This is a genomic window from Actinoallomurus acanthiterrae, from assembly GCF_054775715.1.
Genome location: NZ_BAAHCO010000001.1, coordinates 8798426 through 8822214, shown reverse-complemented (window position 1 = coordinate 8822214; position 23789 = coordinate 8798426). Strand labels below are relative to the sequence as shown.

Annotated in this window: 18 protein-coding genes and 1 tRNA gene; 12 read left to right on the top strand and 7 right to left on the bottom strand. The window is 70.1% G+C overall.

The window, feature by feature from the left end:
* Nucleotides 1–18 precede the first annotated feature (18 nt).
* Nucleotides 19–1311: an enolase C-terminal domain-like protein gene (locus ACYVF7_RS41505; protein WP_460351474.1), complete on the top strand. Its 1293-nt coding sequence runs from the start codon at nucleotides 19–21 to the stop codon at nucleotides 1309–1311.
* A gap of 142 nt (nucleotides 1312–1453) precedes the next feature.
* On the top strand, nucleotides 1454–2908 hold the full coding sequence (locus ACYVF7_RS41500; RefSeq protein ID WP_460351473.1) for a GntP family permease: 1455 nt from the start codon (nucleotides 1454–1456) through the stop codon (nucleotides 2906–2908).
* A 55-nt stretch (nucleotides 2909–2963) separates the two neighbouring features.
* Here ACYVF7_RS41500 and ACYVF7_RS41495 read toward each other — a convergent pair whose 3' ends face one another.
* The 3 genes from ACYVF7_RS41495 to ACYVF7_RS41485 form a co-directional block, all read right to left on the bottom strand.
* Entirely contained in the window at nucleotides 2964–4664 is a 1701-nt protein-coding gene (locus tag ACYVF7_RS41495) for a carbohydrate-binding protein (RefSeq protein WP_460351472.1), read from the bottom strand.
* 279 nt (nucleotides 4665–4943) lie between these two features.
* Entirely contained in the window at nucleotides 4944–5930 is a 987-nt protein-coding gene (locus ACYVF7_RS41490; RefSeq protein WP_460351471.1) for a pyridoxal-phosphate dependent enzyme, read from the bottom strand.
* A gap of 61 nt (nucleotides 5931–5991) precedes the next feature.
* Nucleotides 5992–6672, bottom strand: a complete 681-nt coding sequence (locus ACYVF7_RS41485) for an SDR family oxidoreductase (RefSeq protein ID WP_460351470.1) — start codon at nucleotides 6670–6672, stop codon at nucleotides 5992–5994.
* 162 nt (nucleotides 6673–6834) lie between these two features.
* Between ACYVF7_RS41485 and ACYVF7_RS41480 the strand changes: the two genes are divergently transcribed.
* Nucleotides 6835–7428, top strand: a complete 594-nt coding sequence (locus tag ACYVF7_RS41480) for a TetR/AcrR family transcriptional regulator (RefSeq protein ID WP_460351469.1) — start codon at nucleotides 6835–6837, stop codon at nucleotides 7426–7428.
* Here ACYVF7_RS41480 and ACYVF7_RS41475 read toward each other — a convergent pair.
* A complete protein-coding gene (locus ACYVF7_RS41475; protein WP_460351468.1) occupies nucleotides 7409–8161 on the bottom strand; it encodes a GntR family transcriptional regulator in 753 nt (250 codons plus the stop codon). The two genes, ACYVF7_RS41480 and ACYVF7_RS41475, sit on opposite strands and share 20 nt — an antisense overlap.
* A gap of 317 nt (nucleotides 8162–8478) precedes the next feature.
* Between ACYVF7_RS41475 and ACYVF7_RS41470 the strand changes: the two genes are divergently transcribed.
* The 8 genes from ACYVF7_RS41470 to ACYVF7_RS41435 all read left to right on the top strand — a co-directional run bounded on the left by ACYVF7_RS41470 (nucleotide 8479) and on the right by ACYVF7_RS41435 (nucleotide 19544).
* On the top strand, nucleotides 8479–9297 hold the full coding sequence (locus ACYVF7_RS41470; protein WP_460358398.1) for a PfkB family carbohydrate kinase: 819 nt from the start codon (nucleotides 8479–8481) through the stop codon (nucleotides 9295–9297).
* Nucleotides 9294–11186, top strand: a complete 1893-nt coding sequence (gene iolD / locus ACYVF7_RS41465; protein WP_460351467.1) for a 3D-(3,5/4)-trihydroxycyclohexane-1,2-dione acylhydrolase (decyclizing) — start codon at nucleotides 9294–9296, stop codon at nucleotides 11184–11186. Before ACYVF7_RS41470 ends, iolD begins: the two co-directional genes overlap by 4 nt.
* Nucleotides 11187–11201: 15 nt before the next feature.
* Entirely contained in the window at nucleotides 11202–12194 is a 993-nt protein-coding gene (locus ACYVF7_RS41460) for a sugar ABC transporter substrate-binding protein (protein WP_460351466.1), read from the top strand.
* A 60-nt stretch (nucleotides 12195–12254) separates the two neighbouring features.
* Nucleotides 12255–13313, top strand: a complete 1059-nt coding sequence (locus ACYVF7_RS41455; RefSeq protein WP_460351465.1) for an ABC transporter permease — start codon at nucleotides 12255–12257, stop codon at nucleotides 13311–13313.
* Nucleotides 13310–14200 (top strand): ATP-binding cassette domain-containing protein, encoded by an 891-nt coding sequence (locus tag ACYVF7_RS41450; protein ID WP_460351464.1) that lies wholly within the window; start codon nucleotides 13310–13312, stop codon nucleotides 14198–14200. Before ACYVF7_RS41455 ends, ACYVF7_RS41450 begins: the two co-directional genes overlap by 4 nt.
* Nucleotides 14201–14273: 73 nt before the next feature.
* Complete coding sequence (locus ACYVF7_RS41445) at nucleotides 14274–16397, top strand: Gfo/Idh/MocA family protein (RefSeq protein WP_460351463.1); 2124 nt, start codon at nucleotides 14274–14276, stop codon at nucleotides 16395–16397.
* A gap of 316 nt (nucleotides 16398–16713) precedes the next feature.
* Nucleotides 16714–18546 (top strand): CocE/NonD family hydrolase, encoded by a 1833-nt coding sequence (locus tag ACYVF7_RS41440; protein WP_460351462.1) that lies wholly within the window; start codon nucleotides 16714–16716, stop codon nucleotides 18544–18546.
* A gap of 83 nt (nucleotides 18547–18629) precedes the next feature.
* A complete protein-coding gene (locus ACYVF7_RS41435) occupies nucleotides 18630–19544 on the top strand; it encodes a metallophosphoesterase family protein (protein WP_460351461.1) in 915 nt (304 codons plus the stop codon).
* 68 nt (nucleotides 19545–19612) lie between these two features.
* Here the strand turns inward: ACYVF7_RS41435 and ACYVF7_RS41430 are convergent.
* From ACYVF7_RS41430 to ACYVF7_RS41420, 3 genes are all read right to left on the bottom strand, one after another.
* Nucleotides 19613–19686, bottom strand: a tRNA-Pro gene (locus tag ACYVF7_RS41430).
* A 231-nt stretch (nucleotides 19687–19917) separates the two neighbouring features.
* Nucleotides 19918–21390: a phospholipase D-like domain-containing protein gene (locus tag ACYVF7_RS41425; RefSeq protein ID WP_460351460.1), complete on the bottom strand. Its 1473-nt coding sequence runs from the start codon at nucleotides 21388–21390 to the stop codon at nucleotides 19918–19920.
* A gap of 150 nt (nucleotides 21391–21540) precedes the next feature.
* Nucleotides 21541–22632, bottom strand: a complete 1092-nt coding sequence (locus ACYVF7_RS41420; protein ID WP_460351459.1) for a LacI family DNA-binding transcriptional regulator — start codon at nucleotides 22630–22632, stop codon at nucleotides 21541–21543.
* A 243-nt stretch (nucleotides 22633–22875) separates the two neighbouring features.
* On the opposite strand from ACYVF7_RS41420, the gene ACYVF7_RS41415 reads away from it, so the two are divergent.
* On the top strand, nucleotides 22876–23787 hold the full coding sequence (locus ACYVF7_RS41415; protein ID WP_460351458.1) for a carbohydrate ABC transporter permease: 912 nt from the start codon (nucleotides 22876–22878) through the stop codon (nucleotides 23785–23787).
* Nucleotides 23788–23789: the final 2 nt, after the last annotated feature.

The following is a 23789-nucleotide window of genomic DNA, read 5'->3' as shown; positions in this document are numbered from 1 at the left end:
TCTGAGTCAGGAGTACTGATGAGCGACCTGCGCATCGCCGACGTGCGCGTCACCCCCGTCCTCGTCGAGGACCCGCCGTTGCTGAACCTGCAGGGCGTCCACCAGCCGTACACGCCGCGGGTGATCGTCGAGGTGGAGACCGAGGACGGCGTCGTGGGCCTGGGGGAGACCTACGGCGACGACGAGTACCTCGAACCCCTGCGGACGGTGGCCGCGCTGCTGCCCGGCCGTTCGGTCGCGTCCTCCGAGAGCCTGTGGGAGATCGTGGCCGGCGCGCTCGGCGCGAGCGCGGTGACCGGCTCGCTCACCGACGACCTGCAGGCCCGGCGGCTGTTCGGCCGGCAGAACCTCACCAAGCTGCACGCCATCGTCGTGTCGGCGTTCGAGGTCGCCTTCCTGGACGCCATGGGCCGGTCCCTCGGGCTGCCCGTGCACCAGCTGCTCGGCGGCAAGGTGCGCGACCGCGTCGACTTCGCCGGCTACCTCTTCTACAAGTGGGAGAAGCACCCGGTCGCCGGCGCGCCCGTCGACGACTGGGGCCTGGCCCTCGACCCGGAGGGCGTCGTCGCCCAGGCCCAGCGGATGATCGACACGTACGGCTTCGGCTCGCTGAAGCTCAAGGGCGGCGTCTTCCCGCCCGACGAGGAGATCGCCGCGACCCGGGCGCTGCGTGAGGCGTTCCCCGGTCTTCCGCTGCGCCTCGACCCGAACGGCGCCTGGTCCGTGGACACCGGCACCCGCGTCGCCGAGGCCCTGCGCGACACGGTCGAGTACCTCGAGGATCCCTGCACGGGCGTCGAGGCCATGGCCGAGGTCCACCGCCGCACCGGAGTGCCCCTCGCCACCAACATGTGCGTCACGTCGATGCGGGAGATCCCCGAGGCGTTCCGCGCCGATGCCGTGCAGGTCGTCCTGTGCGACCACCACTTCTGGGGCGGCCTGCGCGCCACCCAGGCCCTCGCGCGGATCTGCGAGACGTTCGGCGTCGGCCTGTCCATGCACTCCAACACCCACCTGGGCATCAGCCTGGCGGCGATGACGCAGGCGGCCGCTTGCGCGCCGGGCCACCTCCACGCCTGCGACACGCACCGGCCGTGGCAGACCGACGACGTCATCACCGAGCCGCACGTGTTCCGCGACGGCGCGCTGACCGTCTCGGACGCGCCCGGCCTGGGCGTCGAGCTCGACCGCGCCGCGCTCGCCCGCTACCACGAGCGCTGGCGTACCAGTGACGTACGGTCCCGCGACGACGTCGCCGCGATGCGGGTCGTCGACCCCGGCTGGGCCGCCCCGTCGATCCCCCGCTGGTAGCACCCACCGTCTCCCGGCCGGCCTTCGGCCGGCCGGGTGGGCCCGTCCCCGGGCCGTTCCACCCCTTCCCCTCTCTCCGCCTGGCGTTCCCGGGCGTGCCGGTCGACGGCACGCCCGCTCTCCCCACCCCCTGGGAGTGCCGATGCACATCACCACCCACCTGCCGGACTGGGGTCTGGCCCTGCTCGCCCTGGCCGGCATCGCCGTTCTGCTCCTGCTCGTCATCAAGGTCCGGCTGCACGCCGTCCTCGCCCTGCTCATCGTCAGCGTCGGTGTGGCGATCGCGGCGGGACTGCCGGTCAAGGACATCCCCGACGTCCTCGCCGGCGGTTTCGGCGACACGCTCGGCTCCGTCGCCATCATCATCACCCTCGGCGCGATGCTCGGCCGGATGCTGGAGATGGCCGACGGCGCCGAAGTGCTGTCCCGCGCCATGATCCGCCGCTTCGGCGAGGACCGCGCACCACTCGCCATGGGCCTGACCGCCCTCATCTTCGGCATCCCGATGTTCGTCGACGCGGCGTGGATCGTGCTGCTGCCGCTGATGTTCGCCGTCACCCGTACCTCCCGCAAACCACTGATCGCCATCGCGCTGCCCGCCGTCGGCGCCCTGGCGATGACCAACGCGGTCCTGCCTCCGCATCCCGGACCGGTGACCGCCGCCGGGCTGCTGCACGTGAGCCTCGGCTGGGTGACCGTCTTCGGCATCATCTGCGGACTGCCCGCCTGGCTGCTGGGCAGCTACGCGTACGGGGTGTGGATCGGCCCGCGGATGAGCGACGTGAAGGTCCCGGAGGATCTGACCGTCGCCGGCGAGGGCGGCACCACCCCGGACGAGAAGAGCGACGAACCCGAATCCGCCGACGGCGGGGTCGCCGTGGCCGAAAAGCGGACGACGGCGGTGGCCACGCGAGCCGTCGAGAACCCGCCGTCGCTGGCGAGCGTGCTCGCGATCACCCTGCTGCCGATGGTGTTGATCATGCTCAACACCTTCTCCACCGTGCTCCTGAAAGAGGGGTCCACGGCGCAGAACGTCCTGGAGTTCGTCGGCGACCCGATCATCGCACTGGCGATCACGGTGCTCGGCGCGCTCTACATCTTCGGCGTACGGCGCGGGCTGAGCGGGAAGCACCTCGAGCAGGCGGCGAACGCCTGTCTCGGGCCGATCGCCTCGGTGACGCTCGTCATCGGCGCGGGCGGGATGTTCGCGGCCGTGCTGAAGAAGACCGGCGTGGGCAGTGCCCTGGCGCACCTGCTCGGCAACGCCGGAGTGCCGACGCTCGTCCTGGCGTTCGTGCTCGCCACCGCGCTGCGGGTGGCTCTCGGCTCCAAGACGGTTGCGATCGTCACCACCGCGCCCATCGTCGCGCCGCTCGCCGCCCAGTCGCACTTCGGTCAGGCGCAGCTGGCCCTCGTCGTCATCGCGATCGCCGCCGGGGGAACGGTGCTGTCGCACGTCAACGACGCCGGGTTCTGGCTGATGAACCGCTACTTCCGGCTGACCATCCCGCAGACGCTGAAGTCGTGGACGGTGATGGAGACGCTGATGGGCGTGACCGCCTTCCTGATCGCCCTGGTCATCAGCCTGTTCCTGTGACCGCATGGCACGCGGGGGCCGTTCACCGGCCCCCGCGTGTCGTTTCGGACCGACCTCAGTCGAGCTGGATGTAGTCGAGTTCCGCGTAGCCCGTTCCGCCGGCGAAGTACGGAGCGCCCTTCGCCAGCCGGATGACGTTGTATCCGGCGTGCAGGTCGACCGTGGTGGCGACAGCGGAGCCGAACTGGCCCCATCCGGCGGTCGGCGGATAGCTGACGGTGTGCCAGGAGCCGCCGTCGTAGGCCAGCCCCTGCGTCGAGGTCTCGCCGGTGCCGTTGGCGTATCCGATCGTCATCGTGTACGTACGGGCGGTCGGCACGTTGACGACGAAGTCCACGTAACTGTCGGTGCGCGGGTCTCCCGTGTTGTCGATCCGGCCGACGTAGCCGCCGGCCGAGGCGGTGCCGGCGGTGAGCCGCTGCGCCCGGAAGACCGAGGCGTTCTCGGCCTCGTAACGGTGCTGGTAGGCGGGCACCCCGTTGATGGGCTCGACGACCAGGTGGTAGGCGCTGTTGGCGTCCATGTTCGGCACGGTGACGGTGATGCCGCCATTGGTGACCTTGTACGTCTTCGTCGAGATGTCGGTGGGCGCGGACACGGCGGTGAACCGCCCGGAGGCCGGGGTGGACTCCAGGTGCACCCGGACGGTCTGGCCGAGTGAGGACAGGCCCGAGACGCGCACGTCGTTGGTGCCCGACGCGTTGCCGAAGGCCGCATTGACGATCTTGCGGGTGGGGTCGAAGGCGGCGAATCCGTCCAGGCCGGTCTGGTCGGCCGGCGTGGTGGTGACCATGGTGCCGGCCATGTCGCCGTACCACTTGTAGAGCCACCAGCTGCCGGTCGGCTGGTTGTTCGTCACGAGGCCGTTGACGGTGCCGTACTCGTACCAGAAGGCGCGGTCGGCCGACTCGACGCCGGCCCGCTCGAACTTCGCGATGTAGCTGGACACGCGGCCGGGCACGTCGACCTCGTTCGTCCACGCGTATTCGTTGATGGAGATGCGCCGTGGGCTGATGCCGAGCGACGATTCCAGGGCGCGGTAGGCCGCGACGTCCGACGCGATGTTCGCGGCGTTCCACTCGTGCCAGGAGACGACGTCGGGAAGCGCGTTGTGGTCCTTGGCATAGCTGAGGAAGGACTGCATGTAGGAGGCCTTCCAGGAGGACAGGCTCGGGCCGACGATCGGCGTCAGCGGGTCGAGCGAGCGCACCTCCTGGTACGTGCGCACCCAGCCGGCGTTGAAGTCGCCGGCGCTAGCGGTGTTCCACGTCCCGTCGGGCTCGTTCCAGAGCTCCCACCCGGCGATGTTGCTGACCGAGGTGGCCGCCAGCCGCTTCTTGACCATGGTGTCCACCTTGGACAGCCAGTCCGTCCAGCTCACCCACTTGTACGGGAAGTCGGGGTAGATGTCGGGCATCCGGATGAACTCGGCGGCGCCGACCCGGTCGGCCTGCGGCGAGACGAGCAGCGAGTCGCCGCCCGGCGGCTGACCGTTGGGCTTCTGGCCGACGCCGGGAGCGGGCTGGGTGAGGGTGTTCATCGCGATGGGCAGCAGCGTCGAGTCGGCCGGCCGGTTGTTCTCGGCGAGAGCGTAGAGGCCGCCCGACGCGACATGCGCGACGGGCCGGTACGGTGCCGCGGCGTTCACCACCAAGGTCGTGCCCGCCGCGCGTGCGGGCGTGACCGGGCCGGCCACCGCCAGCGCGGCGGCCGCCAGCGCCGCCGTCACGGCGGTGCGGAGTGTTCGCTGGTACATCGGATCCTCGCTTACGTGAGATCGCGGCGTGGAGATCCCAGCCGCCGCGTCTGCCGCGGAGCCAGAACATCCCCGCCGCTTGGCGGGGGAGAGGAGGATGCGGGAAACTCGGAAATCGATTGCCCCAGAGGCTAAAACGCTGGCCATTAGGCGTCAAGAGCACGTTTCAGCCTGTCCGCCTGCCCTGCGGTGGCTCGCTCGTCAAGCGCGCGGAGCATGCCAGTTAGGAAAAATATGCGAGGAAAATTTCGGAAAATAGGAAAACAGATGGCCATCCGATCAGGCGACGGGCGGCACCGCGCGCAGGCCCGCCTCGGCATGGGCGACGGCCGCCGGATGACCGAACAGACCCGGCAGGCCACCGCTGTGCAAGAAGACCGTCTTGCGGCCCGGCGCCACACTTCCGTCGGCGACCGCGGCGATCAGCCCGGCGAGGGCGCGGCCCGTGTAGATCGGGTCGAGCGCGATTCCCTCCGTACGGCCGGCGATGTACAGCGCCTGAGCGACCGGCTCGGTGAGCTCTCCGTAGCCGGCTCCCACCTGCTCGCGCCGGATCCTGAGGCGACCGGCGTCGACGGTGACCGTGCCGATCGGCGCCGCCAAGCCGGCGATCGCCGGTGCCGGGTCGTCGAGCGCGCCGCAGTCCACGCCGAGCACACGCTCGGCGCCGAGAGCGGCCACGAGACCGGCCATGGTCCCGCCCGACCCGACCGCGACCACGATCTCGCGCAGGTCCGGGGCCTGCCGCAGCAGTTCGTTCCCGCACTCCACATAGCCCCGGGCGCTCAGGACGCTGGATCCGCCGAACGGGATCAGCGCCGGAACGGCGCCGGTGGCCGAAAGCTCGTCGGTGATCTCCCGGGCGGCCTCGGCGAGATCTTCATGGGAGACGTCGCCGGCCCAGACGACGCGCGCGCCGAAGAGGCCGGCCAGCGCCAGGTTCCCGGAGCCGGCCCGTCCCGGCCGCCCAGCGAGGACCAGCACCGCGTCCAGGCCCGCCCGGGCGGCCGCGGCGGCGGTCAGCCGGGCGTGGTTGCTCTGCGGCGCGCCGGTGGTGACGACGGTGTCGGCGCCCTTGGCGAGCGCGTCGCCGATCGTCCACTCCAGCTTGCGGACCTTGTTCCCGCCTCCGCCGAGGCCGCCGAGGTCGTCCCGTTTGATCCACAGGTCGCCCGGCTCGAGGCCGATCGCCGCCGCCAGCCGCGGCGCCTCCTCCAGCGGCGTCGGCCAGCTCCCCAGCGGGAACCTCGATCCAGACTCGGCCATCGTGCTCCTCCCTCCCCCTTCCATGGTGGATCGAGGGAGCCGCTTCTCCGGCGGGGAGCGGTCAGGCCGTTATGGGCGCGGCCAGATTTTGCTTGACGCTTCGGCTCAGATCGTCGGCGATGATCTCCGCGGTGTCCGTGGTGAGTCCGTCGAGCGCGACCTTGGCGATCACCGCCGGATCGGACTTGTCCGCCGTGATGGTGGAGGTCATGTCGGTCTCCATGTAGCCGACGTGCAGCCCCGCGACCCGGATCCCCTTCGGCGCGAGCTCCTGGCGTACGGCGTTGGTCATCGCCCATTCGGCGGCCTTGGCCACGGAGTACGCGCCGGAGGCCGGAATGTGCACCCAGGAGAGCACGGACAGGACGTTCAGGATGGTGCCGCCGCCGTTGGCCTCGATGATCGGCGCGAACGTACGGATCACGCCCAGCGTGCCGAGGTAGTGCGTGTCCATCTCGAGCCTGATGTCCTCGAGATCGCCGTCGATCAGGGACGACCTGGTGGAGATGCCGGCGTTGTTGATCAGGAGCGTCGCGTCCGTGGCCACCCTGGCCGCCTCCCGTACCGACGCCGGATCGGTGAGATCCAGCCGCAGCGGTACGGCGCCGGGCACGTCCACCGTCTCGGGCCGCCGGGCGGCGGCGTACACCTTGGCTCCACGGTCGAGGAGCTGGGCGGCGAGATGCCGGCCGAACCCCCGGTTGCCGCCGGTCACGACCGCCACCGAACCTTCGATCTTCATGACTTCCCCCTCTTTCGAACCATCTTCGCCGACTCTCAGGCGGCCGTTCAGACCGCCTCGGCCCGTTCAATATGACCGGTCGTCTTAAGTGATGTCAAGCGGCCCCACCTCGGTTGACAGACTTGAGACGACCGGCCATATTGGCTGCGGAGGTGGGTCGTCATGGGCAGGCGGGGCGTGCGCGAAGAGATCGTCGAAGCGGCACTGGAGCAGTTCCACGTCCAGGGGTACAACGCGGCCGGCGTGAAAGTGATCACCGATGCGGCGGGCGTGCCGAAGGGGTCGTTCTACAACCACTTCGACAGCAAGGAGGCGCTCGCCGTCGTGGCCCTGGAGCGGTACGGCGCCGGGCGGCTGCACGAGCTGACCGGGGGAGAGGGCGAGCCGCTGGCCCGGCTACGCGCGCACTTCGAGGCGCTCCGCGACGCCGTCGTGCGCTACGACTTCACGCGGGGGTGCCTCATCGGCAACTTCGGCACGGAGATCGCCGATCACAGCGACGTCATTCGCGAGGGCGTCCGGCAGGGCCTCGCCCAGTGGACGGACGCGATCGCCGCGGTGCTCACCGAGGCCCGCGACGCCGGTGCCCTCCGCGCCGGGCTGGATCCGCGGGCCACGGCCGGCTTCCTCATCAACTCCTGGGAGGGCTCCCTCATCAGGGCCCGCGCCGACCGCTCCACCGACGCCTTCGAGTCCTTCTTCGTCCTGATCTTCGACACCCTCCTGAGCCGAGAGGTCAGCGCTCGACGAGGGTGAGGGCGAAGGTGTAGCGGCTGGCGCGGTAGACGTGGGTGCCGTACTCCACCGGGCGGCCCTTGTCGTCGTACGCGATGCGGGTCATGGTCAGCAGGGGGACGCCGCGGCGTTCGTCCAGCAGGCGCGCCTCGGGGGCGGAGGCCCCGCGCGCCCCGATCGTCTGGTTGGCGATGCGGAGGTTGACCCCGGCCGCGCGCAGCAGCTCATACAGCCCGCGGGCGCCCAGGTCCTCCGCCGTCAGCGCGACGAGGCCGACGGGGAGGTAGTTCGTGAGCAGGGCGAGCGGCTCGTCGCCGGTGAGCCGCAGCCGGCGCAGGCGCAGGACCTCCGTGCCGGGGGCGATGTCGAGCTCCCGGGCCACCTCCTCGTCGGCGGGGAGGGTGCCGAGCTCCAGCACGCGGGTCGAGGGGCTGCGGCCGGAGGCGAGGAGGTCGTCGTAGAGGCTGGTCAGCTCGATCGAGCGCCGCACCTGGGCCTGCACGACCTGGGTGCCGACGCCGCGCTTGCGGACGAGCAGGCCCTTGTCGACGAGGTGCTGGATCGCCTGCCGGATCGTCGGCCGGGACAGCCCGTAGCGGTCGGCGAGCAGGATCTCGTTCTCCAGGCGACTCCCGGGGGGAAGGCGGCCGTCGCGGATGGCCGCCTCGAGCTGCTGCGCCACCTGGAAGTACAGGGGGACGGGGCTGCTGCGGTCGACCGAGACCGCCGGCCGGTGCACGGCCGTTCTGTCCATGTGCGCCTCCGGAATCCCCTGGAAAGCCCGCTCACCGGCAGCGCCGTCAAGCTGTGACATCACGATGTCCGGACAAGGTAGCCGTCGCGTGGGCTCGTCGCACGTCGCACCGCCCTTCGGCCGTTCCCTGGTAAAAGCTATTACCTCCTAATGTCAGGACAAACTCTTGACATGGGTTGAATTCCTGCGGAGGCTTGATGCCACGACGGTGAACGAACGGCGACGTCGTCGTCACGCCGGGGTCACCCGGCGCGGTTGCCGAGGGACCGACGTTCCGGAGGTGCGTCCGCTCCGTGAGTCCGCACGATCTGATCACCATGGGACGGGTCAGCGTGGACGTTTACCCGCTCCAGGTGGGCGTGCACCTGGAGGACGTCGAGACGTTCGGCAAGTACCTCGGTGGCAGCCCGACGAACGTCGCGGTCGCGGCGGCGCGGCACGGCCGCCGTACAGACCTGGCGGCCATTCGTGCGGCGCGCGTGTTCTGGGCCACCGTCACCGGCCTGTGCGAGGAGCCGAGCCGTACGGCGACGCTCGCGGCGCTGGCCGCCCGGTCCCAGCAGCGGGACACCGTGCTGGACCTGGACTACCGGCCGATGTTCTGGTCGTCGCCGGAGGAGGCGAGCGGCTGGGTCGGTCAGGCTCTGGAGCACGTCACGGTCGCCGTCGGCAACGTCGAGGAGTGCGAGGTCGCCGTCGGGGAGCACGAGCCGTACGCGGCGGCGGAGGCGCTGCTCGACCGCGGCGTCCGCCTGGCGATCGTCAAGCGCGGGCCCAAGGGCGTGCTGGCCGCGAGCCGCGCGGATTCCGGCGGGACGGACGTGGTCGAGGTGCCGCCGGTCGAGGTGGAGGTCGTGAACGGGCTGGGCGCGGGCGACGCGTTCGGCGGGGCGCTGTGCCACGGCCTGCTCGCCGGCTGGGACGTCGAGCGGACCGTTCGGTTCGCGAACGCCGCCGGCGCGATCGTCGCCTCCCGCCTCGCCTGCTCCCCGGCGATGCCCACCACCCCCGAGGTCGACCAGCTCGTCGCCGGCGGCCCCCTGCCGAGCGGCCCGGAACCCGGCGGACCCGTAAGGCGCGCCCCGGAGATCGATCCTCGGTCGCCCCTCGGCACGACCACGGAGAGGGAGACATGAGGCTGACCGTAGGACAGGCGATCGTCCGGTTCCTGGCCGCGCAGTGGTCGGAGCGGGACGGCGTGGAGCAGCGGTTCTTCGCGGGCTGCTTCGGGATCTTCGGGCACGGCAACGTCGCCGGCGTCGGGCAGGCGCTGCTGGAGGCGCAGCGGACGGGCGGTCCCGAGCTGCCGTACTACATGGCCCGCAACGAGCAGGCGATGGTGCACGCCTCGGTCGGCTACGCGCGGATGAAGGACCGGCTGCGGACCTTCGCGTGCACGTCCTCCATCGGCCCAGGCGCGACCAACATGGTGACCGGGGCCGCGCTGGCCACCATCAACCGGATCCCGGTCCTGCTGCTGCCCGGCGACATCTTCGCCACCCGCGCCGCCGACCCGGTGCTGCAGCAGCTGGAGGATCCCCGGTCCGGGGACGTGTCGGTCAACGACGCGTTCAAGCCGGTGTCGCGGTACTGGGACCGGATCAACCGGCCCGAGCAGCTCCCGTCGGCGCTGCTCGCCGCGATGCGGGTGCTCACCGACCCCGCCGAGACCGGCGCGGTCACGCTCGCCCTGCCCCAGGACGTCCAGGCCGAGGCGTACGACTGGCCGGAGGAGCTGTTCGCCCGGCGGGTGTGGCACGTCCCGAGGCCGGTCCCGGAGCCCGCCGCGGTGGAGCGCGCGGTGGAAGCGCTGCGCGGGGCCGGGCGGCCGCTGATCGTCGCGGGCGGCGGCGTCACCTACTCCGACGCGGCGGACGACCTGCTGGCCTTCGCCGACGCCACCGGCATCCCGGTCGCCGAGACGCAGGCGGGCAAGGGCTCCGTGCCCTGGGACCACCCCTGCGCGGTGGGCGGCGTCGGGGCCACGGGCACGCCGGCCGCGAACGCCCTCGCCCGGGAGGCCGACGTCGTCCTGGGCGTCGGCACCCGCTACAGCGACTTCACCACCGCGTCCCGTACCGTCTTCGCCCACCCGGACGTACGGTTCGTCAACCTCAACGTCGCGCGGTTCGACGCCCTGAAGCACTCCGCCGTCCCCCTGGTCGCCGACGCGCGGGCGGGGCTGCGCGCGCTCACCGAGGCTCTGACCGGCCACCGCGTCGACGCGGCGTACGCCGAGCGCGTGCGGCGGCTCGCCGAGGACTGGCGGCGGGTCGTCGACCGGGCCTACCACCTCGGGCACCGGCCGCTGCCCGCGCAGACCGAGATCCTTGGCGCCCTGAACGAGATCGCCGGTCCCCGCGACGTCGTCGTGAACGCCGCCGGCAGCATGCCCGGCGACCTGCAGATGCTCTGGCGGGCGCGCGACCCGCGCCAGTACCACGTCGAGTACGGCTACTCCTGCATGGGCTACGAGATCGCCGGCGGCCTGGGGATCAAGATGGCCGACCCCGACCGGGAGGTGTTCGTCCTGGTCGGCGACGGGTCGTACCTGATGATGGCCCAGGAGATCGTGACAGCGGTCTCCGAGGGGATCAAACTGACGATCGTGCTCGTCCAGAATCACGGCTTCGCGTCGATCGGCGCGCTGTCGGAGTCGCTGGGATCCCAGCGGTTCGGCACGAGCTACCGCTACCGCGACCCGGAGACGGGTCTGCTCGACGGCGAACTGCTCCCGGTCGACCTGGCGGCGAACGCCGCGAGCCTCGGCGCGGACGTGCTGCGTGCCACGACCGTGGAGGAGTTCCGCACCGCACTCGAACGCGCGAAGGAGGCGAAGGTCACGACCGTGGTGCACGTCGAGACCGATCCACTGGCACCGGCGCCCGACTCGGACGCCTGGTGGGACGTCCCGGTGGCGGAGGTCTCGGCCCTGGAGAGCACCCGGAAGGCGCGAGCCGACTACGAGGCCGCCAAGGCCGCGCAGCGTCACCATCTCGGAGGCAAGGCCGCCCCGACTGAGTGAAGACGGAGAGACGCGATGTTCAGACCAGACAGGCGGGCGGGCATTCTCGTCGCGGGGCTCGTCCTCGCCTTGAGCGCGTGCAGCAGCCACGGCGGCAAGAAGGCCCAGGACACGGCGGAGAACCCCGCCGCCGGTCACGCCAACACCCCCCGGATGAAGATCGCCCTCGTCACGCACCAGGCGCCCGGTGACACGTTCTGGGACATCGTCCGCAAGGGCGCGCTGGCCGCCGCCGACAAGGACAACGTGCAGCTCATCTACTCCAACGACCCGGACGGCGACAAGCAGGCCACCCTGGTGCAGAACGCCATCGACAGCAAGGTCGACGGCATCGCCGTCACCCTCGCGCACCCCGACGCGATGACCGGCGTCATCAAGAAGGCCGTCGCCGGCGGGATCCCGACCGTCGCGATCAACGCGGGCCTGGACCAGTGGCAGAAGATGGGGATCCTCCAGTACTTCGGCTCCGACGAGAGCATCGCCGGCGAGAGCGCGGGCAAGCGGCTGAGTGCCGAAGGGGCCAAGCACGTCCTGTGCGTCCTGCACGAGCAGGGCCAGGTGTCCCTGGAGGCGCGCTGCGGCGGCCTGACCAAGGGCTTCACCGGCAAGACCGACAAGGTGTACGTCACGGGGACGAACATGCCGTCCGTGCGGTCCACCATCGCCGCCAAGCTCAAGCAGGACAAGAGCATCGACCGGGTCGTGGCCCTCAGCGCCCCGATCGCGCTGACCACGCTCCAGTCCGTCAAGGACGCCGGGAGCTCGGCCAAGGTCGCCACGTTCGACATGAACCCGGCCATGGTCAAGTCCGTCCAGGACGGCCAGATCGAGTGGGCCGTCGACCAGCAGCCCTACCTCCAGGGCTACCTCGCGGTCGACTCTCTGTGGCTCTACAAGACGAACGGCAACGTCATCGGCGGCGGTAAGGCGACGCTGACCGGGCCGTACTTCGTCGACAAGACCAACGTCGCCGCGGTCGCCAAGTTCGCCTCGCGTGGTACGCGGTAGCGCCGGCGCAGGGGACCGGCCGTCGCCGGTCCCCGGCGCCACCGAGCCCTGGAGGTGCTCATGAGTCACGCAGTGGATGCCGGCGAGGCCCCGCCGTCCGTGCCGGATGAGCGGCTCGCCCGGCAGTCGCCGCTCGCCCGCCTGCTGTCGCGGCCCGAGACCGGTTCGCTGGCCGGCGCGGTCGTCATCTACGTCTTCTTCTACGTCGTCGCCGAGCCGTTCCGCGGCCTGGACTCCCTGGCGACGATCCTGTACGCGAGCTCCACGCTCGGCATCCCGGCGGTCGGGGTCGCCCTGCTGATGATCGGCGGCGAGTTCGACCTGTCGGCCGGCGTCGCCGTGACGACCTCGTCGCTGGTCGCCTCGATGCTGAGCTTCCAGCTGACGCTGAACGTCTGGGTCGGTGTCTTCGTGGCACTGCTGCTGGCGCTGGCCGTCGGCGCGCTCAACGGCTACCTCGTCATGAAGACCGGGATCCCCAGCTTCCTCGTGACGCTGGCGACGTTCCTGATGCTGCAGGGCCTGAACCTCGCCATCACGAAGCTGATCACCGGCAACGTCGCCAGCCCGGCCATCGCCGACATGGACGGCTTCGGGTCCGCGCAGAAGGTCTTCGCCGAGGAGTGGAACGTCGGCGGGCTGTCCCTGCGGATCAGCGTCCTGTGGTGGCTGCTGTTCGCCGCGATCGCCACGTGGGTGCTCCTGCGGACGCGCGTCGGCAACTGGATCTTCGCCGTCGGGGGAGCGCAGTCGAGCGCGCGGGCGGTCGGCGTCCCGGTCCGGGGCGTGAAGATCGGCCTGTTCATGACGGTCGGCTTCCTGTGCTGGTTCACCGGCATGAACCTGCTGTTCTCGTTCAACACCGTGCAGTCCGGTGAGGGCGTCGGCAACGAGTTCCTGTACATCATCGCAGCGGTGATCGGCGGCTGCCTGCTGACCGGCGGGTACGGCTCCGCCGTCGGCGCCGCGACCGGCGCGTTCATCTTCGGGATGACGACCCAGGGCATCGTGTACGCCGGGTGGAACCCCGACTGGTTCAAGTTCTTCCTCGGCGCGATGCTGCTCGGCGCGACCCTCCTCAACCTCTGGGTCCGCCGGCGAACGGAGGCCGCGCGATGAGCGACACCACCATGACCGAGACGCCTCTGGTGCGTCTCACCGACTGCGAGAAGCGCTACGGCAACATCATCGCCCTGACCGGAGTTTCGCTGGAGGTCCACGCCGGCGAGGTCACCTGCGTGCTCGGCGACAACGGCGCGGGCAAGTCCACCCTCATCAAGATCATCGCCGGGATGCACCAGAACGACGCCGGCACGTACGAGGTGGAGGGCGAGCGGGTGCGCTTCGCCTCCCCGCGCGAGGCGCTCGAACGCGGCATCGCGACCGTGTACCAGGATCTGGCGGTCGTGCCGCTGATGCCCGTGTGGCGCAACTTCTTCCTCGGCTCGGAGGTGCGTAAGGGCGCCGGCCCGCTCAGCCGGCTCGACATCGGCTTCATGCGGCGCACCACCAGGACCGAGCTCGCCAACATGGGCATCGACCTGCGCGACGTCGACCAGCCGATCGGGACGCTGTCCGGCGGTGAGCGCCAGTGCGTGGCGATCGCACGGGCGGTCTACTTCGGCGCGAAGGTCCTGATCCTGGACGAGCCGACGGCCGCACTCGGCGTCAAACAGGCCGGCGTCGTGCTCCGCTACATCGTGCGCGCCAAGGAACGCGGGCTCGGCGTCATCTTCATCACCCACAACCCGCACCACGCCTACCCGGTCGGCGACCGGTTCCTGCTGCTCAACCGCGGCCGTCCGCTCGGCGACTACGCCAAGAACGAGATCACCCGGGAGCAGCTCACCGCGCTGATGGCCGGCGGTGAGGAGCTCGAGCAGCTCAGCCACGAACTCGAAGGCGCCGCCGCCACCGACGCCGAGCTCGGCAAGGTCGCGCAGGAGCTCGAGCACGAGATCGCCGAGCTGTCGGCCCGTCCGGCGCCACCCGAGCGGGACACCTAGACCCCGCTGGGAGCGTCGCCGTTTCCGTCCGCCCGGAAACGGCGATCTTCCGGCGATCAACGGAGGAGGAACAGTGGAGGCCGGTCCACGGGAACGGGTGATCGGTGTCGGGGTGATCGGCGCCGGCTGGATGGGGCACGCGCACGCCCGCGCGTACGCCCGGCTGCCCCACCACTATCCCGAACTGCCCGTACGGCCGCGCCTGGTGGCGGTGGCCGAGACCGTGCCCGCTCAGCTGGCGGACTTCGCGTCCCGGTACGGACCCGACCGCCGCTACACCGACTGGCGGGACCTCCTCGCGGATCCCGAGGTCGAGGCGGTCAGCGTCACCGCCCCGAACGCCCTGCACCGCGAGATCGGCGTGGCGGTCGCCGAGGCGGGCCGTCACCTGTGGATCGAGAAGCCGGTCGGCCTCACGGCCGGGGACGCCCGCGCGGTGGCCGAGGCCGTGGCCAAGGCGGGGGTCCGGTCGACCGTCGGGTTCAACTACCGCAACGTCCCCGCTGTCGACCGCGCCCGCCGCCTCATCGCCGAGGGCGCCATCGGCACGCCCACCCACGCCCGCGTCCACCTGCTCACCGACTACGCCGCGCATCCCGCCGGCGCGCTGACCTGGCGGTTCCTGCGGGAACACGGCGGCTCGGGCGTGCTCGGCGACCTGGCCTCCCACGGCGTCGACCTCGTCCGCTTCCTCCTCGGCGACCTCGAGCGGCTGGTCGCCGACACCGCCGTCTTCGTGCCCGAGCGGCCGCTCGCCGCTCCCGGCGGCAGCCACTACGCGGTCGCCGACGCGGGCGGGCCCGTCGGCGCGGTGGAGAACGAGGACTACGTCTGCGCCCTGCTGCGGACCCGCGGCGGGGTCCGGGTGACCTTCGAGGCGGGCCGCGCGGAGGTGGGGGAGCAGAACACCTACGGCTTCGCCGTCCATGGCACCACGGGGCTGGTCGGCTGGGACTTCCGGCGCGCGGGCGAACTGGTGGTCTCGGCCGGCGGGGACTACCAGAACGAGCCGGCGACCACGGTGTTCGCGGGTCCCGGCGACGGCGAGTACGCGCGGTTCCAGCCCGGAGCCGGGATCGCGATGAGCTACGACGACACGAAGGTGGTCGAGGCCGCCGGATTCCTGCGGAGCGTGGCCGAGGGCGTCCCGCACGGCGCGACGATCGAGGACGCCGTCCGCAGCGCCGAGGCATTGGAGGCCATGGAGCGCTCGGCCGCCACCGCCGCGTGGATCGCCCTGTTATCTCCGGAGGCCGACGGCCCTTCGGCAGCAGGTCCGGCGGGTGACGCCATGGAAGGCGCGAAGCCGGCACTGTCGGTGGGCGTGACTAGCATGCCCGCCATGATCTTGGTGACGGGAGCGAGCGGCACCGTGGGCTCGGCGCTGCTGGAGACACTGCGCACCGCCGGGCATCCGGTCCGAGCCGCGTACCACGCACAGCGCGACGTCGACCGTGCGACCACCGCCGGTCGCGGCGCCGTCCGGATCGACCTGGGCGAGCCCGCGACGCTCCCGCCGGCACTGCACGACGTCGAGGCGGTGTTCCTGGTCGGCGCGATGGGCCGTGACCAGACCCGCCACGAGCTCAACCTGGTCGAGGCCACGACCGCCGCGGGCGTTCCCCGGGTCGTCAAGCTGTCGGTCTGGCGGGCCGACGAGGAGCTGACGCCGATCGCCCGCCTTCACCGACCCGCGGAGCTGGCGCTCCAGGCCTCCGGCCTGGGCTACACGTTCCTGCGGCCGAACTTCTACATGCAGAATTTCACGCGGCAGTTCGCCGCTTCGATCAGGACGGCCGGCCGGTTCGCCCAGCCCCGCGCCGATGCCCCCATCAGCTTCGTCGATGCCCGCGATATCGCCCGGGTCGCCGCCCGCGTGCTCACCACCGACGGCCATGAGGGCCGCGTCTACGCCGTCACGGGCCCCGAGGCGCTGACCTATGACGCCGCGGCCGAGGTGCTCTCACGGGTCCTGGACAGGCCGGTCCGTTTCGTCGGGCACTCCGATGCCGACGCCCGCGCCGCCATGCTCGATCGTGGCCTGCCCGCGTACTACGCCGACGCACTGATCGAGGTGAGCCGCGCGTACCGGGACGGCGGCGCGGAGACCGTCACCGCGACGGTCCGCGATCTCACCGGCCGCGAGCCGACGACCTTCGAGCAATTCGTCCGCGACCATCGCGCCGCGTTCACCTGAGACGTGGGCCCGGCGGACGGTGTGCGCGCGACACTTCACGTCAGCCTGAATCGTCCAGGACCGGTCATGTCGCTGTCAACGCTTGCGTCAGCGGGTCGAAGGTGCCGAATGACCGTTATATTGCGAATGCGCTGCGTAATTACCGCTGATAGGCCACAGCGGCTTCGGCGGCGGCGATGAAGACGGCGACGGCGGTGTGGCCGGATCGCCGAGTACCGAGGTGAACAAGACCGGCGACAACTCCGCGGAAAGTCTTTACTCTCGCTAGGCAACCTAGCCGGGCCTGACATTAGAGCCCGATTTCTGCGGAGCGTGTATGGACTTTCGCATGAAGGCATCGGCCGTCGCGGCGGCCGGTGCACTGGCCACCATCACCACCCTCGCCGCGGGCGGTCCGCCCGCCGCGGCACAGGCCGCGCGGGGATCGGCGGCGCCGAGGTCGGCGGCATCCGACACCCCGATCACCCACGAGCAGAATCCACGGGTTCCCGAGGGCGCGGCGTGGACGCAGGCGTTCTTCCCGTCCTCCGACGGCAGCGGTGTCGTGCTGCACGCCGACGTGCTGCGCCCGGCGAACCTGCCGGCCGGAGCGAAGACGCCGGTGATCCTGTCGGTGGGCCCCTACTTCGCGCACGCCGGGCAGACCGGTCCTGAGGGGTGGGACCGGGCCGGACCGTCGGCGCGCTTCCAGGACTTCATCAACGGCGCCGGCCTGATGGCCCGCGGCTACACCTTCGTGATGGTCGACCTGCGCGGCTTCGGCGGGAGCACCGGGTGCCTGGACTGGGTCGGCCCGGGGGAGCAGGCCGACGTCCGGGCCGCCATCGAATGGTCGGCGAGCCAGGCCTGGTCGACCGGCAAGGTCGGCATGTACGGCAAGTCCTACGACGCCGTCACCGGGTTGGTGGGCAACGACCTCAAGCTGCGAAGCCTGAAGGCGGTCGTCGCGCAAGAGCCGGTCTGGAACATGTACAACTACTTGTTCAGCAACTGGGTCCCGCGCCCGAACGTCACCGGCACGCCGATGGCGTACAACTCGATCGCGACGATTCCGCCAATGGCCGACGACAGCGACCAGTACAAGGCGAACGCGGAGTACGAGAAGAGCCATCCGCAGTGCCTGAGCGACAACATCACCAACAACAACAATCCGGACCCGCATTCGGCGTACTGGAGCGCCCGCGACCTGGCCGCGCACGCGGTCGGCACCAGCACGCCGCTGTTCGTGACCCAGGGCTTCATCGAGCCCAACACCAAGCCGGAGAACATCGCGGAGTACCTGGGCAACCACCGGGGCCGTGAACGCGGTTGGCTCGGCCAGTGGGAGCACGTGCGGGGTAACGACACCGACGCGAACGGCCGGCTGTCGCAGGGCCGCGCCGGCTGGTTCAACGAGGTGATGCGGTTCTACGACCAGTACCTCCGCGGCGTCAAGCCGTCGGTGACCGACCCGGCGTACGCCATCGAGGACAGCCAGGGCCACTGGCGCGCCCAGCCGACCTGGCCCGTGACCACGACGTCCTACCAGGCGCGGCTCTCCTCCGGCCGGTACGTCGACGACGGCGCCGCCTCGGCGGCCGCCGCTTCGGCGGACCACGGCCGCTGGGACATGGAGCATGCGCCGCGGCTCCAGCCGCTGTCCGGTGCCGAGAAGAACGCCGCCAGGCGGAGCGCCGCCGCCGGCTCCAGCTACTGGACCTGGTCCACGCCCGCGTCCCAACCGCTCCGGCTCACCGCCACGCCACGGATCACGCTCAACGCGAGCGCGACCGGGAACGTGATGGTGCGCCTGTGGGACGTCGCTCCGGACGGCACGGCGACGATGTTCGACGAGAACGTCGCACTGCTGCAGCGCAGCGGACGGATCTCATTCGACCTGAAGTCGACCGACTGGACCTTCGCGCGAGGACATCGGCTGGGGGTCCAGATCGGGACCATCGGCTCGACCGGCTGGCTGGACGTTCCCTCGAATCACACGATCACGGTCTCCGGCGCACGGCTCGCCCTGGACCTGCAGAACCCGCGGTCGGACGTGCCGACCCAGGGTGACCGCTCGCCGTACCTGGACCAGTACCTCACGGCGAACACCACCACGCTCGGCAACGTCGGCAACGGCACCTTCCCGCTGAAGCTCGCGTGGGGCCGCTGACGCTGTGATTACCAATTAAAAGCGAAACCCTCCGGGCCTATAAGCCCGGAGGGTTTCGCGATGTCCACCAGCGGAGGTCAGTGATGAAGATCGCGTTCTTCGGCGACGTCCACGGCTGTGTGCTGCATGCCTTGGCAGCAGCCGTCACTCTCGCCCGCCGCCGGGCGATCCAGCTCGACGCCGTGGTCCAGGTCGGAGATCTGGGCGCGTACCCGGGGCCGGAGCGGTGGGACGAGCCGAGCCGCCGGTTCGGAGCCGACCACCCCGCCCAAGGTGATTTCTTCCGCCTCCTGAACCCCTCAGCGCGCTTGGCCGAGAGCGTTCGCCTCGCCCTTCAGCAGATCCCACCGTTCCTGTTCGTCAGCGGTAATCACGAAGATCACCAATGGCTCGCCGACCTGCACGACGCCGGCGCCGCCCCCGTGACGGCGGTGGACCCCCTCGGCGCGTACCACCATGTCGCCTGCGGACACATCACCGACGTCGCAGGACAACGCACGGCGTTCCTCGGAAAGATCGAATGGCCGGAGTCGATGGACTTCGACGATGACGCCTACACCCGCCTACTGACCGCCGACCCCGGCAGCGTGGACATCCTCGTCACCCACGACGGCCCCTTCGGTATGTCGTCCTGGCGCGGCACCACCCAAGGGTCGAGGAAACTGACCGAACTCCTCGAACGCCTACAGCCTCGCCTGCACATCAGCGGCCATTACCACCATCAAAACGGCCCCCGCCGGTACGGCGCGACAACGTCCTACGCGCTGGGCCAACTCGTCGGCCCCAAGGTCGACAGATGGGACTCCCGGCCGGTCAACCCCCGGCAACAGATCACGCCAGGCAGCATCGGCCTCCTCGACACCCGGACGTACGCCTTCGAATACATCCACGACCCTTGGCTCGCCGACGTCCACGGCGACCGACTAGACCTGTCCGCATTGGTCGCCACAGCACACCGCGAAGCAGGCCCTCGAAAACCGTCCGCCGGCCGTTCGTGAAGTGACTCAAAATAATCAAGGGCCGGTCTCCACTCAGTGGAAACCGGCCCTCGGCCTTGCTCTTTATGTCGGGACGGCGGGATTTGAACCCACGACCCCTTGACCCCCAGTCAAGTGCGCTACCAAACTGCGCCACGTCCCGTGAACATCGCCAAGGCTAGCACAGGCGCAGGCTGGGCCGCGCACGTCGGCCGGCCCTCAGCGATCATGCTGCGACCTCCCGGATCTCGCCGAACTGCCCGCCGTCGTCGTCCCTCGAAAGCCGTCATCCGCGTGTCGTGCGGACCATTGCCCTCAATAGTGCACTTGTGATTTCTCGGGGCATGGAAGGACCCCGAACCCGATGAGGGTCCGGGGTCTGTCGCGTTTCCGGCTAAGTGACCTTGTGCGGGGAGCTGTACTGCCAGACCGGCGTCCAATAGCCGGCCAGGAGGTCGGCCACGGCGGGGCCCTCGACGAGATAGCCGAACTCGGCGAGGTCGTGGGGGTACAGGTTGTCGCTGCCGATGTAGAAGCAGGCGTCGTCGGCGATGTAGACCTTGGCGTGGTTGCCGGGGGCCGGGTTGTAGCTCCCTGACGGGAGCTTGTCGCCCCTGCCGAAGCGGCCGACGATGGCCGTGGCCGGCGGGGTGGGCCAGAGGTAGTCCTCGCCCTCCTTGGCGAACTGCACCTGGGTGAAGCAGAACGGGGCCACCTGGAGGCGGGCGAGGATGCGCTGGAGAGCGGCCTCGTCGCGGAGCTTGGAAGGGAACTTGCTCTCGATGATGCTCTTGATGAGGGCGTACGTTCCGGAGGCACCCCAGCCCCAGGAGTACTGGGCGCCGTGGGTGGCGCCGCCGATCGGGGAGACGACGATGTCGACCTTGAGGAGCTGGTTCTGGATGAGCGCCTCGGCGATCCAGTAACAGGCCTTGTGGTCCTTCTCGGCGGTGTAACCGGTGAACACGAGGTCCTGCTGGCAGATCTTTAAGGTGCGCTGGGCGCCTTTGATGAGCATCTCCTTGGCGACGTCGCTGGCGTTGCAGCCCAGGAGGCCGCCCCGTCCGAGCGACAGCATCTTGCCCGTCGTCCAGTTATGGTTCGCGCCGGGGACCGGCGCGTAGTGCTGGTCGCTGATGTCGATGACGCACATCTGGTTGCGCTTAAGGCCGGGGTCGATCGTGTCCGTGCCCCACGTGGCGTTGACCTTGCGGACCGTGAGGTTGTCGCCGCCGACGTTCCAGCACCAGTTCGCGAACTCCTGGGCGTGCTTGGCCGCGGCGCCGATGACCTGGACGGATATGTCGTGGACCGGCGGATAGGTTCCGTAGGACTCCGCCCACAGGTTGTGCCCGCCGACGAGAGCGACCGTGCCGTCCACCGCGACGATCTTCGCGTGGTTCCAGAATCCCGCCTTCGGCTTGTACAGCTCGCCGACGAGGATCGTCATCTGCGTGGTGTCGAGCTTGTTCTGCCGGCAGAAGTCCTTGAGCCCCCGGACGAACGCCTCGACCGTGCCCTCGACCGGAACGAACCCGTACAGGAACCGGACGGTCACCTTACGCCCGTTGAGCGCCAGCAGGCCTCGCTGGATCGCGGTCAGGAACGCCCCGCTCGGCGGATTCAGCGACACGATGTCGATGACCTGCCGCCCTCCGATCAGCATCGTCTCGACCGTCTCGGCCATGTCGCGAATCGCCTCGATCGCGCAGGCCGTGGCGCTGCTCTGGTTCATCGGCCTCCCCCACATGCGGGGCGTGTCGATGATCCTGATCCGATTCTCCGTGCTGACCGCGTGGACCCGGGGATCCAGATCGCCGAGCTCCTGCTCGACGCGGTCGATCCAGTTGGATCGGTAAGGTTCCATGCGCCTTCCCCCTTTGAATGCGCTGCGAAACCGCAACGTAACCCTCCGGAGAAACGCGAACCACCGCCCCTGCGGCCACGGAAATCTGGCACGAAGTCACATGTGTCTATAGGCGACAGATGGCGCTTTATGTCGCCGTACGGGGGTGCGTCAGGGGCGGTCCGCGGGAGGCGGTGCGGCGCTCTGGCGGACGACCAGCCGGGTGGGGACGAGGGTGGTGCCCGGAGCCGAGTGCCGGCCGCCCCGGATCTGGTCGAGAACGCCCTGGACGCAGCGGCGGCCGACCTCGGCGAAGTCCTGATGCACCGTGGTCAGCGGCGGGACGAACCAGTCGGCGGTGCCCGGAACGTCGTCGAACCCGACCACGCTGACGTCGGCGGGCACGCGCCGTCCCTTCTCGCCGAAGGCGCGCAGCAGGCCGAGGGCCATCTGGTCGTTGGCCGCGAACACGGCGGTGCAGGCCGGCTCCTCGGCGAGCTCCAGCCCGGCGCGGTATCCCGACTCCGTGGACCAGTCGCCGTGCCGTACCGGGGGCGCCTCCCTCCCGGCGGCCTCCAGCGCCTTCCGCCAGGCCGCGGCGCGGCGCTCGGCGGCGAACGACTCCGCCGGGCCGGCGACGTGCCACACCGTACGGTGCCCGAGACCCAGCAGGTGTTCGACCGCCTGGCGGGCGCCGTCGGCCTGGTCGGTGTCGACCACGCTGTACCTGTCGCCGGCGTCGGAGTCGACCATGACGACGTGGACGCCCGGGGGGAGGGTGAACGACACGCTGTCGAGCAGGTGCGCCTCCATGATGACGATCACCGCGTCGACGGCGAGCTCGCCCAGCCGGGTGAAGGCTCCCATGACGTGATCCTGGGTCCGGGCCGCGACCGGGATCAACGTGATCGCGTATCCCTCCGCGGCCGCGTGCGCGGCGATGGCCTCCAGGGTCCTGGAGTTGCCAGTCGAGCTGAGGTCGAAGAGGATCACGCCGATCGTGCGGAACTCGCCGTACCGCAGTGCCCGCGCCGCGCTGTTGGGGCGGTAGCCCAGCTCGCGCATGGCCGCCAGGACCTGGTCCCGCGTCGAGCCGACGACGCTCGGGTGGCCGTTGGAGACCCGGGAGACCGTCTGGGAGGAGACGCCCGCGAGGCGCGCCACGTCGGCCATGGACACGCGCTGCTTGCGTCGCCCGCCGACGGGCGCCACCGGAGGGGTCTCCGGTCCGGGCTCACCGTCGCCGGAAGCCGATGAAACCATCGTCGGCCGCTCCTTCGGAGGCCGCTTCGGCGGCGCCGAAGCCAAGGGTGCGGGAGTCGGGACGGCCCTCTCGGACCCTTGACGACCGCTGTGACGGCTGCCACGATACCGCGATAAGTTTACGTAAACATCGTATCTTCGTCGTTACCTTCCCTCAATGATCAGCAGCTATCGTCGCAGGTGATCGCGAATGTTTACGCAAACATTTAACGAGGGGCGGGGCCCCGGCGCAGGAGGTTCACCATGGCGGAGGCGCGAGCGGTGGTGACGCCCCGGGTCCGGCGACCCGGCGGCCGTCGCTCCTGGCGCGGATGGCAGTTCGTCGGGCCGTTCATGGCCATGTTCATCGTGGTCTTCCTGGCTCCGATCGCTTACTCGATCTACCTGAGCCTCTTCCAGACGAAGCTGATCGGGGGGACCACGTTCGTCGGGATCGACAACTACCGGACCGCGCTGTCCGATCCGCAGTTCTGGTCCTCGTTCGGCCGGGTGGCGCTCTTCCTGGTCGTGCAGGTGCCGATCATGTTGTTCATCGCGCTGCTCGTCGCGCTGGCCGTCGACAGTGGACGCCTGTACGGCAAGGCGTTCTTCCGGGTCACGGTGTTCCTGCCCTATGCGGTGCCCGCCGTGGTCGCCACGCTGATGTGGAGCTTCATGTACGGCTCCGAGTTCGGGTTGATCAGCGACCTGAACAACGCCTTCAACCTCTCGCTGCCGAACCCGCTGTCCGCGCATCTGCTCCTGGCGTCGATCGGCAACATCGTCACCTGGGAGTTCGTGGGCTACAACATGCTGATCTTCTACTCGGCGCTCAAGGTCGTACCGTCCTCGCTCTACGAGGCGGCCGAGATCGACGGGGCGGGTCAGCTGCGGATCGTGTGGGCCATCAAGATCCCCGCACTGCGCGGCGCGCTGCTCATCGCCACGATCTTCTCGATCATCGGCAGCTTCCAGCTGTTCAACGAGCCGGCGATCCTCAAGCACCTGGCGCCGAACGTGGTCACGAGTTCCTACACCCCCAACTACTACGCCTACACGCTGTCGTTCGCGGGACAGCAGCAGAACTACTCGGCGACCGTGGCCATCGTCATGGGCGTGATCACCGTGGTCATCGCCTATCTGGTGCAGGTGCGCGGCATGCGGAAGGCGGTCTGACC

Bases quoted from the DNA above. Each gene is read 5' to 3' on its own strand.
- ACYVF7_RS41505 (WP_460351474.1), top strand. From the start codon at position 19: ATGAGCGACCTGCGCATCGCCGACGTGCGCGTCACCCCCGTCCTCGTC.
- ACYVF7_RS41500 (WP_460351473.1), top strand. From the start codon at position 1,454: ATGCACATCACCACCCACCTGCCGGACTGGGGTCTGGCCCTGCTCGCC.
- ACYVF7_RS41495 (WP_460351472.1), bottom strand. From the start codon at position 4,664: ATGTACCAGCGAACACTCCGCACCGCCGTGACGGCGGCGCTGGCGGCC.
- ACYVF7_RS41490 (WP_460351471.1), bottom strand. From the start codon at position 5,930: ATGGCCGAGTCTGGATCGAGGTTCCCGCTGGGGAGCTGGCCGACGCCG.
- ACYVF7_RS41485 (WP_460351470.1), bottom strand. From the start codon at position 6,672: ATGAAGATCGAAGGTTCGGTGGCGGTCGTGACCGGCGGCAACCGGGGG.
- ACYVF7_RS41480 (WP_460351469.1), top strand. From the start codon at position 6,835: ATGGGCAGGCGGGGCGTGCGCGAAGAGATCGTCGAAGCGGCACTGGAG.
- ACYVF7_RS41475 (WP_460351468.1), bottom strand. From the start codon at position 8,161: ATGGACAGAACGGCCGTGCACCGGCCGGCGGTCTCGGTCGACCGCAGC.
- ACYVF7_RS41470 (WP_460358398.1), top strand. From the start codon at position 8,479: ATGGGACGGGTCAGCGTGGACGTTTACCCGCTCCAGGTGGGCGTGCAC.
- iolD (WP_460351467.1), top strand. From the start codon at position 9,294: ATGAGGCTGACCGTAGGACAGGCGATCGTCCGGTTCCTGGCCGCGCAG.
- ACYVF7_RS41460 (WP_460351466.1), top strand. From the start codon at position 11,202: ATGTTCAGACCAGACAGGCGGGCGGGCATTCTCGTCGCGGGGCTCGTC.
- ACYVF7_RS41455 (WP_460351465.1), top strand. From the start codon at position 12,255: ATGAGTCACGCAGTGGATGCCGGCGAGGCCCCGCCGTCCGTGCCGGAT.
- ACYVF7_RS41450 (WP_460351464.1), top strand. From the start codon at position 13,310: ATGAGCGACACCACCATGACCGAGACGCCTCTGGTGCGTCTCACCGAC.
- ACYVF7_RS41440 (WP_460351462.1), top strand. From the start codon at position 16,714: ATGGACTTTCGCATGAAGGCATCGGCCGTCGCGGCGGCCGGTGCACTG.
- ACYVF7_RS41435 (WP_460351461.1), top strand. From the start codon at position 18,630: ATGAAGATCGCGTTCTTCGGCGACGTCCACGGCTGTGTGCTGCATGCC.
- ACYVF7_RS41425 (WP_460351460.1), bottom strand. From the start codon at position 21,390: ATGGAACCTTACCGATCCAACTGGATCGACCGCGTCGAGCAGGAGCTC.
- ACYVF7_RS41420 (WP_460351459.1), bottom strand. From the start codon at position 22,632: ATGGTTTCATCGGCTTCCGGCGACGGTGAGCCCGGACCGGAGACCCCT.
- ACYVF7_RS41415 (WP_460351458.1), top strand. From the start codon at position 22,876: ATGGCGGAGGCGCGAGCGGTGGTGACGCCCCGGGTCCGGCGACCCGGC.